The sequence below is a fragment of the Roseovarius sp. D22-M7 genome, assembly GCF_037083785.1.
In the GTDB taxonomy this organism is placed as follows: domain Bacteria; phylum Pseudomonadota; class Alphaproteobacteria; order Rhodobacterales; family Rhodobacteraceae; genus Roseovarius.
In genome coordinates this window covers 63,516-82,194 of record NZ_JBAPKY010000002.1, presented here as the reverse complement: position 1 = coordinate 82,194, position 18,679 = coordinate 63,516, and the positions used below count along the sequence as shown (strand labels likewise).

Sequence of the window (18,679 nt, the reverse complement as noted above, 5' to 3'; positions counted from 1 at the left end):
GGCGGGTCATGTCGGGAAATCGGCCAGGCCGATACGGGCCGATCCCTTTTGGGTGTTGCGAGGGCCGACGCGCGCGATCCGGACCAGCGGTCCGAGCGCGGCAAGCGTCACGAAAAGCAGCCCGATCTCGACATGGTAGACGAAGGAATAGCCGGTCGCGGACGAGTTCAGCGCCTCTCCGAGGCGGCCGGATGTTGCCATGGCATCGATCCAGTCGCGCAAGGCGCCGCCCATGGCGATCGACAGCCCGGCGCCGGTGGCCTGCGCGGCCCCCCAGGCGCCAAGCGCCAGCCCGTGCCCGGCGGTTCCGGTGACCGGCATGGTCATGGCGGCGGTCAGCGTCGCGACCGCGAAAAGGCCGTTCCCGAAGCCGATCAGCCCCGCGCCGCTGAAGAACATCACGTTCGAATCGAGCGGCGCGGCGAATATCACCGTCGAGAAGGCCGCGATGCCGACAAGGATGCCGAAGGCGCCCATCCTGTAGGTGTTGATCCCCTGTGCAAGCATCCGACCGGCCAATGTGAACCCCAGAAGCGCGCCGAAGGCCCAGACCGCTGTGAGCATCGTGGTCGCCGACACCGAAAGCCCCAGGATCTCGCCACCGTAGGGTTCGAGCAGCACATCCTGCATGTTGAAAGCGACGGTGCCCAGGAACACGACCGCCAGCAGCCGCCCGGCCTGGCCGCCGGCCAGCAGATCGGCCCAGGCCTCGCGGAAGCGCGGGCGCGGTGTTTCGCGCTCTTCGCGGCTCATGGGCTTCACGTTTTCCTGCCGCCAGAGGGCCACGAGGTTGAGCAGAATGCCGACCACCGCCGCGCCCTGAACCACCCGGATCAGCGTGAAGGGTGCAAAATCGCGCAGCAACCAGCCGATGATCAGCGAGGACGCCCCCATGCCCAGAAGGAACATCACGTAAAGCAGCGCCACGACCCGCGGGCGTGTTGCGTCATCGGCGCGGTCGCTGGCCAGCGCCAGCCCGGCAGTCTGCGTCATGTGCAGCCCGAGGCCGGTCATCAGGAACGCCAGCGCCGCCAGCACCTCGCCGGCCCATGTCGGCCCGACGACCTGCTGTCCCGACAGCACGAGCAGCGCGAAGGGCATCACCGCAAGCCCGCCCATCTGCCAGAGAGAGCCGAACCACAGGTAGGGGATGCGCTTCCAGCCGATGGCGCTGCGATGCGTGTCCGACCGGAACCCCAGAAGCGTGCGGAAGGGCGCGATCAGCACTGGCAGCGCGATCATCACCGCGACGATGGTCGCCGGCACCGAGAGTTCCACGATCATCACGCGGTTGAGCGTGCCGAGCAGCATCACCGTCGCCATCCCGACCGACACCTGGAACAGTGACAGCCGCAGAAGCTGCCCCATCGGCAGGCCTTTGCTGGCTGCATCCGAGAATGGCAGGATGCGGGTGGTCAGGTGGATCAGCGGAGAGGTGCGGCGCGTGGTCATCTCGCGAGCTCCATGGCCTGTGAAATGTAGAATCCCGAATTGATGCGATCGAGCGCGACGAGCCGCGCCTCGACCGGCGTCGAGCGCAGGGCATGCGCGAGTGCGCCCGGGGCGTGCGGGACCATGGTCGGCGAGCGGTCGGCGCGCGGAAAGAGTTTGCCCACCTGCCACATTGCCATCAGAAGCGGGGTGCGCGGGGCGACAGTGAAGATGATCTTGCCGCGCGTCCGATCGGCCAGCCCCGCCAACGCGCGCGTGAGGTCCGGCTGGGCGTAATAGATCAGGCTGTCCATCGCGACGACGTGGTCGACCGTGCCAAGCCCGGCCTCCAGCATGTCGCCGGCGTGAAAGCTGACCCGCCGCTGCAGATGCCGCGGCAGGCGGGCCCGCGCGACATCGACAAGCGACGGCGAGATGTCGACCGCGAGCACATCCGCCCCGCGCAGGGCCAGTGCTTCGGTCATCTGCCCGGTGCCGCACCCGGCATCGAGCACGCGCAGGCCCGTCAGATCGGCGGGCAGGCGCGACAGGATCTGCGCCCGCATCCGGTCGCGGCCGACCCGCACCGATCCGCGGATCCGGCTGACCGGTGCGTCGCTGGTCAGCCTCTCCCAAGTGCGGGTGGCCGTCTTGTCGAAATAGGTTTCGACCCGGCTGAGGGTGCGGTCATAGGTCATCAGTCGAAACCGAGCATCTCGAAGATGTCCCGATCTTCCATCGGGGCCGGCGCCAGCGGATCGGTGCCGCGATAGAGCGTTTCCGCCAGCCGGATGTATTCGGCGCGGCAGGCCACGATGTCTTCCTCGTCATCCATCTCGAACAGCGTCTTCTTCTTCAGACGCGACCGGCGGATGGCATCGACGTCCGGCATGTGCGAGATGCGGCTGAAGCCGACGCGCTCGCAATAGCGATCGACCTCGTCGGTATTCTTGGACCGGTTCGCGACGCAGCCGGCAAGCCGCACCTTGTAGTTGCTCGCCTTGGCCTGGACGGCGGCGATGATCCGGTTCATCGCGTAGATGCTGTCGAAATCGTTCGCGGTTACGATCAGCGCCCGGTCGGCATGCTGCAGCGGGGCCGCAAATCCGCCGCAAACCACGTCGCCCAGAACGTCGAAGATCACCACGTCGGTGTCTTCCAGCATGTGATGCTGCTTCAGCAGTTTCACGGTCTGGCCCACCACGTAGCCGCCGCAGCCGGTGCCGGCGGGCGGGCCGCCGGCCTCGACGCATTGCACGCCGCCGTAGCCCACGGTCACGAAATCCTCGGGGCGCAGTTCCTCGGCGTGGAAATCGACGTTCTTCAGGATGTCGATCACCGTCGGCTGAAGCTGGCCGGTCAGGGTGAAGGTGCTGTCATGCTTGGGGTCGCAGCCGATCTGCAGCACGCGCTTGCCCATCTTGGAAAATGCCGCCGAGAGGTTTGAACTGGTCGTTGACTTGCCGATACCGCCCTTGCCGTAGACCGAAAAGACCTTGGCCCCCTCGATCTTCATCGAATCGTCCTGATGCACCTGCACCGAGCCTTCGCCGTCCTGCCCCTTGAGCACGGGCGGGGTCTCGACCTTGCGGCGCGCCTCGAGACCGGCGGCCTCGCGCATGTTGGCTCGCGCGGCGGGGGGTTGTTGTCTGTTATCCAGTGGGCTCATGAGTGTCTCCTCCCGATTGGGGTGGTGCGCCCGTCGTCCGGGCCTGTTTGCGCTGTGCGGGGACGGGTCATTCTGCCGCGATCCCTTCGAGTCGGTCCTCGATGCTGTCGGCGGCGTCGCGCAGCGCCGACAGCGTGGCGTCGTCGGGGCTCCAATAGGCGCGGTCATGTGCCTCGAGCAGGCGGTTGGCCATCCGCGACGAGGCCGCCGGGTTGAGGTCGGTCATCCGCTTGCGCATCGCCGCGTCGAGCACGAAGGTCTCCGACAGGCGCTGGTAGACCCACGGCTCGACCTGGCCGGTGGTGGCCGACCAGCCCATCGTGTTGGTCACGTGGCTTTCGATCTGGCGCACGCCCTCGGCGCCGTGGCTGAGCAACGCTTCGTGGAATTTCGGGTTGAGCGCGCGCGACCGCGTCTCGAGAGAGACCTGATCGGCCAGCGTGCGCACCTTGCCCGCGCCGCGGGTGGTGTCGCTGATATAGACCGTCGCTTCCCGGCCATTACGGGCGCGTTTCACCGCGCGGCTGATCCCGCCGAGCGTGTCGAAATAGTGATCCACCGAGGTGATCCCCAGTTCCACCGATTCGAGGTTCTGGTAGGCCACGTCCACGTCGCGCAGTGCCGCCTGCAATAGCGGCGCGTTCTGTTGCGCCTTGCCGTTCACGCCGTAAGCAAAGCTCTTGCGGGCCTCGTAGGCGTCTGCCAGTTCGTCCTCTTCGCCGAAGGCCGAGCTGTCGACCAGCTGGTTCACGTTCGACCCGTAAGTGCCTTCGGCATTGGAAAAGACGCGTAGGGCGGCGGTTTCCATGTCGCAGCCGATCTTCTCGGCATAGCTCAGGGCGTGGGCGCGGATGAAGTTCTGCTCGACCGGCTCGTCGGCGGTGGCGGCCTTCAGCGCGGCCTCGGCCAGCAGCCTGCTCTGCAGCGGCAGCAGGTCGCGGAAGATGCCCGACAGCGTCATGATGACGTCGATGCGCGGGCGTCCCAGCGTTTCCAGCGGGATCAGGTCCGCGCCGCAGAGGCGCCCGAACCCGTCGAACCGCGGCACCGCCCCGATCAGCGCGAGCGCCTGCGCGATCGGGCTGCCATCCGACTTGATGTTGTCGGACCCCCAAAGCACCAGCGCGACGCTACGCGGCAGGCTCTTGTGCGTATCCAGAAGCACCTGCGCCTGTTTGGCGCCCTCGCGGCAGGCGAATTCCGACGGCATGCGGAACGGATCGAAGGCGTGGATGTTGCGACCCGTCGGCAGGATGTTGGCCGACCGGATCAGGTCGCCGCCCGGCACCGGCGGCGTGAACCGCCCTTCGAGCGCGTTGAGCAGCCCGGGGATCTCGTGATCGCCCTGCAACACGCGGTCGACCCGGGCGCGGGTTTCGGCGTCGGCATCGGTCATCAGGTTCAGATAATCGGCGCGGGCGCTGTCGCTCATCGGACGGCCGAGCACGTGCAGACCCTCGGGGATCAGCGCATCCTCGGTTTCCAGAAGGCGCAGCCACAGCGCGTGCGGATCCGCGCCGTCCATGTCCACCGCGGCGGCCTGTTCGGCGATCAGTTCTGCGAGTTCGTCGCGCTGCGGCGCGGCGGGCTCCATCCCGCGCCAGCGGGTCAGGCTGTCCTTCAGTTCTGACAGGCCCTTGTAAAGCCCCGAAGTGGCCAGCGGCGGCGTCATATGCGTGATTGTCACCGCGCAAGAGCGGCGCTTGGCCAGCGTCGCCTCGGACGGGTTGTTCGAGGCGTAGAGATAGACGTTCGGCATGTCGCCGATCAGCCGGTCGGGCCAGTCAGCGCCACTCGGGCCGGCCTGCTTGCCGGGCATGAATTCCAGCGCGCCATGCATGCCGAAATGCAGCACCGCATCGGCGCGGAAGCTGTTGCGCAGCCACAGGTAGAACTGCGCGAAGGCATGGGTGGGGGCAAAGCCGCGCTCGAACAGAAGGCGCATCGGGTCGCCCTCGTAGCCGAAGGCGGGCTGCAGCCCCACGAAGATGTTGCCGAACTGCGCGCCCAGCACGTAGACGCCGCGCCCGTCGGATTGCACCTTGCCGGGCGCCGCGCCCCATTGCGCCTCGATCTCGTCGAGCCACGGGGTGCCCGTCACCATCTCGTCGGCGCTGACATGCGCGGCGATGTTGGCCTCTTGCCCGTATTGCTGCGCGGTGCCTTCCAGAACGGTGGCGCGCAACGCCTCGACGCTGTCGGGCGGGGTCAGGTCGTAGCCGCGATCGGCCATCGCGTGCAGCGTGTTGTAGAGCGATCGGAAGACGTCGAGATAAGCCGCCGTCCCCGCCGCGCCGGCATTGGGCGGAAAGCCGAAGAGCACGATGGCGAGCCGACGCTCGGCTACTTCGCTGCGCCGCAGCGACACCAGCCGGCCGACGCGTTCGGCCAGTTTCCCAACCCGTTCGGGGCACGGCGCCATCGCCTTGACGTCGCTTTGCGCCGCGCAGTTATGCGCGCAGCCCGCGCAGCCCGACGCGCCGTGGCGCCCGGCGAAGATCGTTGGATTGGTCGCGCCGTCAAGCTCCGGCAGGGCGATCAGCATGGTGGTCTCGATCGGGCCCAGCCCCTGCGGTGAGGCTGCCCATTGGGCCAGCGTCTGAAACTCTAGCGGATGCGCGGCGATGTAGGGCACGTCGAGCCCCTTGAGCACGTCGACGGCGGCGTCGCTGTCATTGTAGGCGGGCCCGCCTACCAGACTGAACCCGGTCAGCGACAGCAGCGCGTCGATCTTAGTGCCAAGCTTGTCGCGGAAGAAGGTCGCGATCGCCGGGCGCCCGTCGAGGCCCGACGAAAAGCCCGCGAGAACCCGCAGCCCGCGCGCCTCAAGCGCGCGGATCACCGCGTCGTAATGCGCGGTGTCGCCCGCCAGCACGTAGCTGCGCATCAAGAGCACGCCGACCGTGCCGCGCGATCCGTCCGGACCCGGAAGATCGGCGGGATTTTCGGTGATACGGTCGGCGAGGTCGGGGTGGTAGAGCCCGGTATCGGGGTATTCCAGCGGAGCGGGAACGCGCCCGCCGCGCCAGTCCTTGATATGGCAGTAGCGGGAGATCAGGAATCGCAGCATCGCCTCGATATTGTCGTCAGAGCCGCCCAGCCAGTATTGCATCGTCAGGAACCAGGCCCGCAGGTCCTGCGCCTTGCCCGGGATCAGCTTGAGGATGCGCGGCAGCCGCTTGAGCATCCGGACATTGCGCGCGCCGCTCTGCGAGGACGGTTTGGACGACCCGCGCAGTTTCTTCAGCAGCTTGCTGGTGGCCGAGGCGGGCGCGCCCATGTCCAGCGTGCCCATGCGCGTCAGCTTCACGATCTGGGCATCGGCGACGATCCCGACCATCGCGTCGCAATCGTCGCGGCGGGCCTGCATGTCGTGGACGATCGCGTTCAGGTGGTCCTCGAGAAACAGCAGCGTCGAGACGATGATGTCGGCGCGCGCGACCGCGGCGCGCGCGGCTGCCAGCGCCTCGGCACTTTCGCCCCATTCGGCGGCGGCGTGCACGCTGACCTCGAGCCCGGGAAATTCCGCCGCCATGCGCGTGGCGGCCTTGGCGCAGGGCCCCGCGGCATGCGCGTCGAGCGTGATGATCGCGATGCTGTAGCGCGGGGATATCGTCATGTTATCGAGCATAATGCGCCTTCGCCTCGTAGAGGGTGTCCACGCCGATCTCGCGGACCCCGCGTTCGGCGGCGTAGCTTTCGGTGTTGCGCCGCGCCTTGCCGCGCACGAAGAACGGGATCTTCTTCAACTCAGCCTCCGCATCGGACATCCAGATCGTGTTTCCTTCCTGCGCCTCGGCAGCGGGCTGCGGCTGTGCGGCGACCGGTGCGTCGGCGGCACGCGGCACATGCGCTGCACCGTGATGGCTCGCCCCTGCCTCGTCGTGGAACTCGAAATCCTCGCGGAACATGTTGAGCAGATGTTCTTCGAGGCCCATCACCAGCGGATGCACCCATGTGTCGAAGATCACGTTCGCGCCCTCCAGCCCCATCATCGGGCTATAGCGCGCGGGATAATCCTGCACGTGGACGGGCGCCGAGATCACCGCGCAGGGAATCCCGAGGCGCTTGCCGATGTGACGCTCCATCTGGGTGCCGAGGATCATCTCGGGCGCCAGCGCCTCGATCGTCTGTTCCACGTCGAGGTAGTCGTCGGTGATCAGCGCCTCGACGCCGTATTCCTTGGCCAGCGCCCGGATGGGGCGGGCCATCTCGCGGTTGTAGCAGCCGAGCCCCGCGACCTCGAAGCCCATCTCGTCGCGCGCGATGCGCGCAGCGGCGGCGACATGCGTGCCGTCGCCGAAGATGAAGACGCGCTTGCCGGTCAGATACGTCGAATCGACGCTGGACGAGTACCAGGGCAGGCGCAGACGCGCTTCATCCAGTTTCTCGGGAATGCCTGTCAGCGCGCTGACTTCCTTGACGAAATCGCGTGTCGCGCCGACGCCGATCGGCACGGTCTTTGTGAAGGGCAGGCCGAGGTCGCGCTCCATCCAGCGGCAGGCGGATTCGCCGGTTTCGGGATACATCAGCACGTTGAAATGCGCGGCACCCAGACGGCGCAGATCGTCGGGCGACGAGCCCATCGGCGCGCAGACATTGACCGAGATCCCCATCTCTTCCAGCAGAGCCGTTACCTCGACGATATCGTCGCGGTGGCGAAAGCCAAGGCCCGTGGGGCCGATCAGATTGGCGGTGACCTGCGGCGTTTTCTCGACCGGCTTGGCCAGCGCGCGGCAGAGCTGGAAGAACGTCTCGTCACAGCCGAAATTCTCCTTGCGCTGGTAGCTGGGCAGTTCAAGCGCGATCACCGGGATCGGCATGCCCATCATCTCGGCCATGCCGCCGGGATCGTCCTGGATCAGTTCGGCGGTGCAGGAGGCGCCGACGATCATCGCCTGCGGTTTGAACCGTTCGTAGGCATTCTCGCAGGCGGTCTTGAAAAGCTGCGCGGTGTCGCTGCCGAGGTCGCGCGCCTGGAAGGTGGTGTAGGTGACCGGCGGGCGGTGGTTGCGCCGCTCGATCATGGTGAAGAGCAGATCGGCATAGGTGTCGCCCTGCGGGGCGTGCAGCACGTAGTGCAGACCGGTCATGCCGGTCGCCACGCGCAGCGCGCCGACATGGGGCGGGCCTTCATATGTCCAGACGCTCAGCTTCATGTGGCGGCCTCCAGCCTCAGCGCTTCGCGCCGACGGATCGGGCGCGAGAAGAGCGCCGCGAGATCGCCGGCCTGTTCGTAGAAATGCACCGGCGTGAAGACCAGCTCGATCGCCCACTTGGTGGTGAGGCCCTCGGCCTCCAGCGGGTTGGCAAGGCCGAGCCCGCACACCGTCAGGTCGGGATGGGCGGCGCGGCAGCGTTCCAGTTGCAGATCGACATCCTGCCCCTCGGCCAGTTGCGTGCCGTCGGCCAGCAGATCCATGTCGGGGCCGACCACGTCCTTGTGGATGAAGGGCGCGCCGACCTCGAGGGCGCTCATGCCGCATTCGCGGGTCAGGAACCGCGCCAGCGGAATCTCGAGCTGGCTGTCGGGAAAGAAGAACACCGATTTGCCGTTCAGGGTTTCGGTGGCCTTGGCCACGGCCTTGCGGGCACGTGCGCGGGGCGCGTCGGTGACGGCGTCGAACAGCTGCTGATCGACGCCGAATTCCCTTGCCACGGCGCGAAGCCACGCGGTGGTGCCCTCTTCGCCGAATGGGAACGGCGCGGGAAGGTGACGCGCCCCGCGTCTTTCCAGGGCGGCATGGGTCCCGCCAAGGAATGGCTGTGTCAGGGCGAAGACGGTATTGGACCCGACGGCGACCTCGGTATCGGCCAGGCGCGCCGGCAGCACGGTGATGTCCTCGATGCCCATCTGCCGCAGCAGGTCCAGCGCCTGATCCTCGACCACGTCGGGCAGGGCGCCGACCAGCATCAGCTGCCGCTTCTCGGTCTGCGGCAGGACCGGCACCATCGAGGCGAGGCAGGCATCCTCACCCTCTGTAAAGGTGGTCTCGATGCCCGATCCGGAATAATTCAGCACGCGAACTTTCGGCGCGTGCTTGGCGCTCAGCTTTTCCGACGCCTTTGCGAGATCAAGCTTGATGACCTCTGACGGGCAGCTGCCCACGAGGAAAAGCTGGCGGATGTCGCTGCGGCGCGCCAGCAGGCGGTCGACCTCGCGCTCGAGCTCGTCCTGGGCATCGGCCAGCCCGGCCAGATCGGTTTCCTCGAGGATCGCTGTGCCGAAGCGCGGCTCTGCGAAGATCATCACGCCGGCGGCGCTTTGCAGCAGGTGGGCGCAGGTGCGCGAGCCGACGACGAGGAAGAACGCGTCCTGCATCTTGCGGTGCAGCCAGATGATTCCCGTCAGCCCGCAGAACACCTCGTGCTGGCCGCGCTGTTTCAGCACGGGGGCATTACGGCATCCTGTGGCCGGGGGCGGGGGCGTGTGCTGGGTCATCCGGCGGCCTCCGTCTGCAGGCGCGCGGCCCGCAATTTCAGAAGGAATTGCCCGGCATTGATCACGTAGGCGGCATAGGCCGCGAGCGCGACCGCCATCAGCGCGTTGGGCCCCATGGACCCCGCGAAGAGCGCGTAGACATAGGCCGTGTGCAGGGCGATCACGGCAAAGCTGAACACGTCCTCCCAGAAGAAGGCGGGCGCGAACAGGTACTGACCGAAGACGATCTTCTCCCAGATCGCCCCGGTAACCATGATGAGGTACAGGAATCCCGTCTTGACGAGGATCGACAGCGTCGCGGCCTCGTAGCCTTCACCCGTCGCGAGAAACCGCAGCACCAGCCCGAGCGACACCAGGAACACCAGGAACTGGACCGGCGCGAGGATCCCCTGGATCAGGGTCCACACGCTGGCGTCGCGCCGGGCGCGCTGAGCCTTGGTGTAAAGCCCGTGTGCCGGACCTTCGGTGGGTGTTCTCGGTTCCATTGCTTGCCTCGATGAACGCTCTTGCTGATTGTCATGCTAAGTGACAGCGGGCAAAAGTGTCAATTAAAACTTACAGCCCAAAAACGAGGCGATCCTCAGTTCGTCACGAAACGCGCAGGGCCGATTTTCTCGGCGTCAGGCGGGGATTGGCCGTAAGCTTGCGATTTTCCGAGCCAAATTATTTTCGTGGAAGATCATCACCCTGCCGGTTCGCTACCACCCTGCGTGTCAACAATATTTGACAATTGACAGACGGCTCAGCACTCTGGTTATTCTAAATGATCGCGACGCATGTACGTCATGACGTCGCGAGGTTTCAGGACGGGAGGGGACAATGAAACAGGACACTCGGCAGGCGGGCACCGGCAACGGGTCGTACGAAGAGGATGACGGGATACGATTCCTGGTGGAGTCGGCCCTGCGAAGCGTCGCAACGCACAAGCATCACGAGAAACCCGCGTCCCGGGCCGAGTGGGTCCAGCACCTTTGCGACGCGCTTGTCGCCGAGTCCGACACCGCGTACCGGGCCGTGATCTCGGACATGGTCCTGAGCGGGTTCGAACCCGAGGACCTCTACCAATCGGTCATTCCCGACGCGGCCCGCCACCTCGGCGAGATGTGGCTTTATGACGAGGCGACCTTTGTCGAGGTCACGACCGGGGCGTCGCGCCTGCAGTCGCTGATCCGTGAAAGAAAGGTCGGCGATAACGGGCCCGGGATGGATCGCAGCGTGCCGCTCGGTCAGTCGATCCTGCTGGTCATCCCGCAATTCGAGGATCATTCGCTCGGCGCGTTCGTCGCGGCCGACCAGTTTCGCCGACATGGCGTCTGGGTCAATCTGGCCATCGGGCTGGAGACTGACGAGGTGGTCAACCTCGTGGCCGGGGGGCGGTTCTCGATGGTCGGGTTCACGCTGTCGACGGGCAACGCGCTCGACAGGATGACGGATCTGGTCACGGATATCAGGGACAGCGTCAAGGAGTGCCCGCCGCTGATCATCGGGGGCAGCGTGGTGGACCAGGAATCGGCGGTTGCGGACCGGACCGGGGCAACATATGCTGTGCAATCGGTACGAGAGGCGATCGAGCGATGCAGACTTGTATCGGTTGCCGAACCGGTCTCTTCCGAGCTGACGTTCTGAGGGGGGCGGCAGCCGTAATTTGAGGTGACGAAGTGACAAGATATCTCAGGGCATCAGAGCGCTTCTTCGCTGGTGTCCTTCCAGAACCGGAGCACATCGATCACCTTATCGAACAAACGTCTGACATGGCGGTCGCGGTCGATGCCGAGGGCGTCGTCATCGGCATATCCGTCAATCCCGATTGTCCGTCACTGGGCCGGCTCGACCACTGGGTCGGGCGGGTCTTCTCGGATTTCCTGACCGACGAGTGCAAACCCAAATTCGCCGAGCGGGCCGCGAAGTTGCGCGCCGGGTCAGAGCCGACCGTGCGGCCGATGGAACTCAACCACGTGGACAACGCGCGGTGGGAATTCCCGATCCGCTACACGATGCACCTCGCGCGCGACAGCGATGCCATCCTTCTGGTCGGGCGCGATCTTCAGCCCTTCGCGGAGATCCAGCAGCGCCTTCTGACCGAGCAATCGGCGCGCGAGCGGGATCTTCAGAAGGTGCGCAGCGCCGAGACCCATTTCCGCATCGTGCTCGAGGCGTCGGACACGCCGATGGTCCTGCTCGATCCCGATGCCGGTCGGATCACCGATATCAATACCGCGGCCGCTGACCTTCTGGGGTGCACGACCGATCTGCTTTACAGCAGCGCCTTCTCGCAGGCCTTCGAGGGGCGTCGGCAGCAGGAATTCATGGACGCGATCTCGGCCGCGGCGAGCGCGGACGAGCGCAAGAGCATCGAGGTCGTGTCGCGCCGCAACGGACGTTTGGTAAAGCTTTGCCCCGAATTCTTTCGCGCGTCGGGCGCTCTGGTCCTTCTGTGCCGCTTGCATCACATGGAGGACAAGGACGCAGCCGGTCCCGAGTTTTCCCGGACGCTCGCGTCGCTTTATTTCGCCAGCACGGATGCCATCGTGCTGACCGATTCCAAGGGCAACATACGTGAGGCGAACGAGGCGTTTCTGGTGATGACCGACACCGCCCAGCTGCGCGATGTGAAGGATCGTCCGCTGGGCGATTTCCTCGTGCGGGGCGGGGTGGATCTCAAGCTGATGCTCGAGAACACGTCGAAGAACGGGCGCATGCGCAGCTACACCGCACAGATCAAGAGCATCGTGGGCAACCGCGCGACCGTTGACATCGCCACCGCGCAGCTGCGTCAGCGCGGCGGCGACCTTGGCGTCGGCTTCGTGATCCGTGATGTCACCCAGACCGAGGTCGCCAGCCCCGGCGAGCCGGGCGTCATGGTGAGCGACGACGCGATGAAACACGTGATGGACCTGGTGGGGACCGCGTCGCTGAAGGAACTGGTCTCGGCGACGTCGGATGTGATCGAGAAGATGTGCATCGAGACGGCGGTGCAGCTGACCGGCAACAATCGTGTCGCCGCGGCCGAAATGCTCGGGCTGTCGCGGCAAAGCCTTTACGTCAAGCTGCGCAAGCATGGCCTGCTGAAATCCGGCGGCGAGCACGAGTGATCGCGCCGGCCGCGCGTCAATAAACCCCTTTCCTTGAATCGGATTGTATAGTTTAATTGACACCATGAGTGTCACGTACAAATTGCATTCCGCACACCGCCTGCCGCGTCCGCGCGCCATGCTGACGCTGATCAAGCCGATCACGTGGTTTCCGCCGATCTGGGCCTATCTCTGCGGCGTCGTCGCCTCGGGCGTGCCGGTCACAGAGGCGCCGTGGCTGGTGCTGATCGGCATGGTCCTTGCCGGACCGGTGGTCTGTGGCATGAGCCAGGCGGCGAATGACTGGTGCGACCGGCATGTCGACGCCATAAACGAGCCCCACCGCCCGATCCCCTCAGGCGCCATTCCCGGCCGCTGGGGCCTCTGGATCGCCCTGATGATGAGCGTTCTGGCGCTGGCGCTCGGGGCCACGCTGGGGCCGTGGGGATTCGGGGCCACCGTGTTCGGCGTGCTGGCCGCCTGGGCCTACTCGGCCGAACCCGTCCGACTGAAGAAATCCGGTATCTGGGGGCCGGCTTTGGTGGGGCTGTGTTACGAGGGGCTGCCGTGGTTCACCGGCACGGCCGTGCTGTCGGCCGGTGCGCCGTCATGGCCGATCGTCACGATCGCGCTGCTTTATGCGATCGGGGCACACGGGATCATGACGCTCAACGATTTCAAGGCGCTGGAAGGCGACCGGCAAACCGGTGTCAATTCGCTGCCCGTGACACTTGGCCCCGACCGCGCCGCACGGGTCGCGTGCTGGGTCATGGCCCTGCCGCAGGTGGCCGTCGTGGCGCTGCTTTTCGCATGGGACCGCCCGTGGCACGCGCTGATCGTCGCCGCGCTGATCGCTGCGCAGATCTGGGCGATGCGGGTGCTGCTGTCGGATCCCAAGGCGCGCGCCCCGTGGTACAACGCGACCGGCGTCACGTTATATATCACCGGAATGATGGTTTCGGCGGTGGCGCTGCGCACGTTGGGAGGTTTTTGAATGACCCTTGGCTGGGTGTCCATCGCACGGCTGGGCGTGGTGCAAATGGCGCTCGGGTCGATCGTGGTGCTGACCACCTCGACGCTGAACAGGCTGATGGTGGTCGAGCTTGCGCTGCCGGCGGTCCTGCCGGGACTTCTGGTCGCGCTGCATTACGGGATCCAGATCACCCGGCCGAACTGGGGGTTCCTGTCGGATGCAGGCGGGCACCGTACGCGCTGGATCATCGGCGGCATGGGTGTGCTGGCCCTCGGCGCGCTTGGCGCGACCGCCGGCGTGATGCTGTTCGAGACGAGCTTTGCCGCCGGCCTCGCGCTGTCGATCCTCGCCTATGCGCTGATCGGGCTGGGGGCCGGGGCCTCTGGCACCTCGCTGCTGGCGCTGCTCGCCAGCGCGACAGAGCCGCGCCGCCGCGCCGCGGCCGCCACCATCACCTGGCTGATGATGATCTTCGGCATCGCCGCCACCGCGTCCACCGTGGGCGCCTTCCTCGATCCCTACAGCCCGGCGCTGCTTTTGCGGATCGTCGGCGTGGTGACGGGTGCGGCGCTGCTCGCCACGGTGCTGGCGGTCCGCGGCATTGAGGCGCGGGTGCAGGCGACCCGCCGCCCGCCCAGTACCACAAGTTTCCTCAACGGGATGCGCGAGATCTGGGCCGAGCCCGCGGCGCGCAATTTCTCGATCTTCGTGTTCCTGTCGATGACCGCCTATTTCATGCAGGAGCTGATACTCGAGCCCTTCGCCGGGCTGGTCTTTGGCATGACGCCGGGGCAGACCACGACGCTCAGCGGGGCGCAGAACGGCGGCGTGTTCCTCGGGATGCTCACCGTCGGGGTCGCCGCCACCGGGTTCGGTTTCGGCAGCCTGCGCGCCTGGGTCGTGGCGGGGTGCCTTGGGTCCGCGGGCAGCCTCGGGCTCATTACCGCGCTCGGCGGTGCGGGCATCGCGGCGGGCGTGATGCCGGCGGTGGTCAGCCTCGGGTTCTTCAACGGCATGTTCGCGGTGGCCGCCATCGGGTCGATGATGGCGCTGGCGGGGCAGGGGCGCGGCGCACGCGAGGGCACGCGCATGGGCGTCTGGGGTGCTGCGCAGGCCATCGCGGCGGGCTTCGGCGGTCTGCTCGGCGCCGGCGCCGTCGATCTCATGCGGCTGGCTCTGGCCAATGACGCGCAGGCCTTCGGCGCGGTCTTCCTCGCCGAGGCCACGCTTTTCATCCTCGCCGCGCTGCTGGCGCTGCGGGTCATCCAACATTCCGGTCGCCAGGTCGCGGCCGCCGTTCCGGGAGAATGAGCCATGTATGATGCTGTTGTCGTGGGGGGGGGGCCGTCTGGTGCCATCGCCGCCGAGGATCTCGCACGATCCGGGCATTCGGTCGCGCTTCTGGATCGCGCCGGGCGGATCAAGCCCTGTGGCGGGGCGATCCCGCCGCGCCTGATCGAGGATTTTCACATTCCCGACGATCAGATCGTCGCCAAGATCTCGACCGCGCGGATGATTTCGCCCACCGGTCGCCGCGTGGACATCCCGATCGAGAACGGGTTTGTCGGCATGGTCGATCGCGAGCATTTCGACGAGTTCCTGCGCAATCGTGCCGGTGAGGCGGGGGCTGTGCGGATCACCGGCACCTTCCAGCGGATCGAGCGCGACGGCGAGGGCACGCACGTGGTCTACCGCGACCGGGCAAGCGGCGAAGATCACCGGCTGTGCACGAAACTGGTGATCGGGGCGGATGGCGCGCGCTCAAACGTGGCCCGCGCCGAGGTGCCGGGCGGCGACAAGATCCCTTACGTGATCGCCTATCACGAGATCATCGAGGCACCGGGCAAGGTCGGCGCCTATGATCCCGCCCGCTGCGACGTGGTCTATGACGGGCGCATCTCGCCCGATTTCTACGGCTGGGTGTTTCCGCATGGCAAATCGGCCAGCGTCGGCATGGGGTCGATGGTGCGCGATGTCGATCTGAAAAAGGCGACCGCCGATCTGCGCGCCGCCAGCGGGTTGACCGATTGCCCGACCATTCGCCGCGAGGGCGCGCCGATCCCGCTCAAACCGCTCGACCGGTGGGATAACGGGCGGGACGTGGTCCTGGCCGGTGATGCCGCCGGCGTCGTCGCGCCCAGTTCGGGCGAGGGGATCTATTACGCGATGGTCGGCGGCCGCGTGGCGGCGACGGCGGCCGCGGCCTGTCTGGCCTCGGGCCGTGCCCGCGATCTGCGGCTGGCGCGCAAGCTGTTCATGGCAGAGCACAAGACGGTGTTCCGGGTGCTCGGCTCGATGCAGAACGCCTATTACCGCTCGGATGAGCGGCGCGAGCGTTTCGTGTCTCTCTGTCACGATATCGACGTACAGCGCCTGACTTTCGAGGCCTATATGAACAAGCGTCTGGTGCGCGCGCGTCCGATGGCGCATCTGAAGATCGGCTTCAAGAACCTTGCGCACCTGACGGGACTGGTCAAGGCGGCTCATGTATGACCGACCGTGGGGCGGCTTTCGACGCGGACGGCATGATCCCGGCCTGGGAGAACGGCGTGCTGATGCCGGTCGAGAAGGTCGAGGTGCATCGGCGCGGGTTGCGCCACAAGGCGGTGTCGGTCTTCGTCATGCATGGGAACGAGGTACTTTTGCAGCGCCGAGCGCTTGGCAAGTACCACACCCCCGGCCTCTGGGCGAATACCTGTTGCACCCATCCGCACTGGAACGAGGCGCCCGCGCACTGCGCGCAGCGGCGGCTGCGCGAGGAGCTGGGACTCGAAGGTTTGACGCTTGGGCATCGCAACCAGGTGGAATACCGCGCGGATGTGGGCAACGGGCTGATCGAGCACGAGCTGGTGGACATCTTCGTGGCGCAGGTGCCCGCCCGGATCGCCGTCGATCCCGACCCCGACGAGGTGATGGAGGCCGCATGGACCGCGATGCCCGATCTGCTGGCGAGGCTGCGCGCGCAGCCGCATGTGTTCACGCCATGGCTGCGGATCTACCTTGAACGCCATGCCGAGCAGATTTTCGCCTGAGGCGCGGCCAGGGTGTAAATGTCCCGATATTGAATTGTGCCACTAACAGTTGGCCGCACGGCTGGCACATTTTCCCTGAAAGGTGCCATGAAACGGTTGTCGATCTACCCAAGGCGCGTCTCGCGAGCTTGCCGACAGCGGTGGATCATCCGCAACCGATTGGCCGAGCGCCAGCCGAGTAGCCCTATGCGCAGCCCCGCCTCGTGCCGCGATTTCGTCGGCCTGAACGCCATCGCGCGCGCCGCCGGCCGGTTGACCGGCGACTACGTCCTGATGGCTTGGCATTGCGCGGTGCTGCAGGCCCTGTTCCGCCATTTCGTCTCGGACGAGATCAGGGTGACGGGCGGGATCCGGACCCGGACGGGCAACGCTGCTGACGGGATCGGACCGCTCGATCTCCTTTGATTCCGCCACCAAGCGGGGCGGCCCGATCGCGGCTGCGGGACCGCCGAAAGAGATGCGCTGCAGGACGAAAAACAGTTAGCACAATAGTTAATGTGCTGTTAGATTGTTTCTGAATAGCAAACAGAACATCGCGTACCGCCTTTGTTTCAAAGAATTTCCACGCGGGCGTGAAGGCGAAAATGAGAAGGCGTGCCGGATGACGGATCGAGCTTGGTCCGCGAGCCTTGCAGCACGAGGCCGGGGCTCCGGCGCGACGTCATGGCACGAAACCGGCAGGATTTGGTAGAAAAGAGAGCGACAGATGGTGAAACGCAAAGACGATGGTGCCGGGAACGACCGCGCGGGCAAGGCCCAATCCGAGGACCAGGGCACGCACGCGGCCTCTCAGGATCCGTCAGGCCATCCCCCGGAAGGTAAAGAGGGCCGCGGACGCGCGGCTGCCAGGAAAATCGCAGGGGCTGGAGTGTTCGCCGCGGCATCCGCCTCACCGGCCGCCGCTCTGGTGCCGACCCCGGGAAACAACATCCTGTTCGGGACTGGAAACGACGACAGTATCGACGGCCTGGCAGGTGATGACACGATCTTCGGTCAGGGTGGCGATGACACGCTGCTCGGCGGTGAAGGGGCTGACCGGGTCAGTGGCAATGCCGGCGATGACAGCGTTCTGGGCGGACCGGGCAATGATACACTGTTCGGTCACGAGGGGGCCGATACCCTCATCGGCGGCTCCGGAAACGACAGCATTAACGGTGGCCCGGGCGGTGATTCGATCGATGGCGGCGACGGCGATGACACGATCACGGGCGGGGATGGGGCCGATGCGATGCTGGGGGGGGACGGCGACGATACCTTCCTCGGCGCCACCGCGGGCGACAGCATCGACGGCGGTGACGGAACCGACACCATCGGCCTGGCCGGGCAGGGGCCGTTTGAAATCATTGGGGAAACGACGGATTCCGACGGTGATTCGACCAGTGGCACGGTCAATTTTCTCGACGGTGACGGCAATGTCACCGGCAGTTTCGGCTTTTCCGAGATCGAGAACATAGTGCCATGCTTTACACGTGGTACGCGAATTGCGACACCAAGCGGCGAATGCGCGGTCGAGGATCTGCGGGTCGGCGACCGGGTGATCACCCGCGACAACGGCCTGCAGGAGATCCGCTGGATCGGACAGCGCGCCCTCACCGGGGCCGAGCTGTACAAGGCGCCGCATCTGCGTCCCGTGCTGATCCGCGCCGGCGCGCTCGGGCGCGGTCTGCCGCTGCATGACATGCTGGTCAGCCCGCAGCACCGGATGCTGATCAACTCGGACCGCGCCGCGCTATATTTCGAGGATCGCGAAGTTCTGGCCTCGGCCAAGCACCTGACCGACATGGCGGGCGTCGAACGGGCCGACGTCAGCGCGCTCACCTATGTCCACTTCATGTTCGACCAGCACGAGGTGGTCCTGTCGAACGGCGCCTGGAGCGAAAGCTTTCAACCCGGTGAACAGGTGCTTGACGGGATGGGACGCGCGCAGCGCGACGAAATCTTCGAGCTGTTCCCGGATCTGCGAGACCGGCAGGGGATCACCGCCTATCAGGCCGCGCGCCGCGCGCTGAAACGGCACGAGGCACGTCTGCTGGTCGCCTGAGACCGGCCGGCTGATCGCGT

The 18,679-nt window shown here is 66.2% G+C and carries 15 protein-coding genes; 8 read left to right on the top strand and 7 right to left on the bottom strand.

Features of this window, described 5'->3' with window-relative positions:
• Positions 1-6: 6 nt before the first annotated feature.
• The 7 genes from V8324_RS01410 to bchF form a co-directional block, all read right to left on the bottom strand.
• Entirely contained in the window at positions 7-1,452 is a 1,446-nt protein-coding gene (locus V8324_RS01410; RefSeq protein WP_336418121.1) for a PucC family protein, read from the bottom strand.
• Positions 1,449-2,129: a magnesium protoporphyrin IX methyltransferase gene (gene bchM / locus V8324_RS01405; RefSeq protein ID WP_336418120.1), complete on the bottom strand. Its 681-nt coding sequence runs from the start codon at positions 2,127-2,129 to the stop codon at positions 1,449-1,451. Before bchM ends, V8324_RS01410 begins: the two co-directional genes overlap by 4 nt.
• Positions 2,129-3,052, bottom strand: coding sequence for a ferredoxin:protochlorophyllide reductase (ATP-dependent) iron-sulfur ATP-binding protein (gene bchL / locus V8324_RS01400; protein WP_336418221.1), 924 nt, complete (start codon positions 3,050-3,052; stop codon positions 2,129-2,131). Before bchL ends, bchM begins: the two co-directional genes overlap by 1 nt.
• A gap of 115 nt (positions 3,053-3,167) precedes the next feature.
• Complete coding sequence (locus V8324_RS01395; protein WP_336418119.1) at positions 3,168-6,731, bottom strand: magnesium chelatase subunit H; 3,564 nt, start codon at positions 6,729-6,731, stop codon at positions 3,168-3,170.
• A complete protein-coding gene (gene bchB, locus V8324_RS01390; protein ID WP_336418118.1) occupies positions 6,721-8,259 on the bottom strand; it encodes a ferredoxin:protochlorophyllide reductase (ATP-dependent) subunit B in 1,539 nt (512 codons plus the stop codon). Before bchB ends, V8324_RS01395 begins: the two co-directional genes overlap by 11 nt.
• Entirely contained in the window at positions 8,256-9,542 is a 1,287-nt protein-coding gene (locus V8324_RS01385) for a ferredoxin:protochlorophyllide reductase (ATP-dependent) subunit N (protein ID WP_336418117.1), read from the bottom strand. Before V8324_RS01385 ends, bchB begins: the two co-directional genes overlap by 4 nt.
• A complete protein-coding gene (bchF, locus tag V8324_RS01380) occupies positions 9,539-10,027 on the bottom strand; it encodes a 2-vinyl bacteriochlorophyllide hydratase (protein WP_336418116.1) in 489 nt (162 codons plus the stop codon). Before bchF ends, V8324_RS01385 begins: the two co-directional genes overlap by 4 nt.
• A gap of 334 nt (positions 10,028-10,361) precedes the next feature.
• Between bchF and V8324_RS01375 the strand changes: the two genes are divergently transcribed.
• From V8324_RS01375 to V8324_RS01340, 8 genes are all read left to right on the top strand, one after another.
• Positions 10,362-11,168 (top strand): hypothetical protein, encoded by an 807-nt coding sequence (locus V8324_RS01375; protein WP_336418115.1) that lies wholly within the window; start codon positions 10,362-10,364, stop codon positions 11,166-11,168.
• Positions 11,169-11,200: 32 nt separating this feature from the next.
• Positions 11,201-12,634 carry a transcriptional regulator PpsR gene (ppsR, locus tag V8324_RS01370; RefSeq protein WP_336418114.1) on the top strand — a complete coding sequence of 478 codons (1,434 nt, stop codon included), beginning with the start codon at positions 11,201-11,203 and terminating at the stop codon, positions 12,632-12,634.
• Positions 12,635-12,698: 64 nt separating this feature from the next.
• Positions 12,699-13,607 (top strand): chlorophyll synthase ChlG, encoded by a 909-nt coding sequence (gene chlG / locus V8324_RS01365; protein WP_336418113.1) that lies wholly within the window; start codon positions 12,699-12,701, stop codon positions 13,605-13,607.
• The gene (locus V8324_RS01360) at positions 13,608-14,897 is read left to right on the top strand and encodes a BCD family MFS transporter (protein ID WP_336418112.1); all 1,290 of its coding nucleotides are present in this window, start codon (positions 13,608-13,610) and stop codon (positions 14,895-14,897) included.
• 3 nt (positions 14,898-14,900) lie between these two features.
• On the top strand, positions 14,901-16,079 hold the full coding sequence (locus V8324_RS01355) for a geranylgeranyl diphosphate reductase (RefSeq protein WP_336418111.1): 1,179 nt from the start codon (positions 14,901-14,903) through the stop codon (positions 16,077-16,079).
• Positions 16,076-16,618: an isopentenyl-diphosphate Delta-isomerase gene (gene idi, locus V8324_RS01350; RefSeq protein WP_336418110.1), complete on the top strand. Its 543-nt coding sequence runs from the start codon at positions 16,076-16,078 to the stop codon at positions 16,616-16,618. Before V8324_RS01355 ends, idi begins: the two co-directional genes overlap by 4 nt.
• Before the next feature lie 186 nt (positions 16,619-16,804).
• Positions 16,805-17,023, top strand: coding sequence for a hypothetical protein (locus V8324_RS01345; protein WP_336418109.1), 219 nt, complete (start codon positions 16,805-16,807; stop codon positions 17,021-17,023).
• Between the two features lie 301 nt (positions 17,024-17,324).
• Positions 17,325-18,659 carry a Hint domain-containing protein gene (locus tag V8324_RS01340; protein WP_336418108.1) on the top strand — a complete coding sequence of 445 codons (1,335 nt, stop codon included), beginning with the start codon at positions 17,325-17,327 and terminating at the stop codon, positions 18,657-18,659.
• Positions 18,660-18,679: the final 20 nt, after the last annotated feature.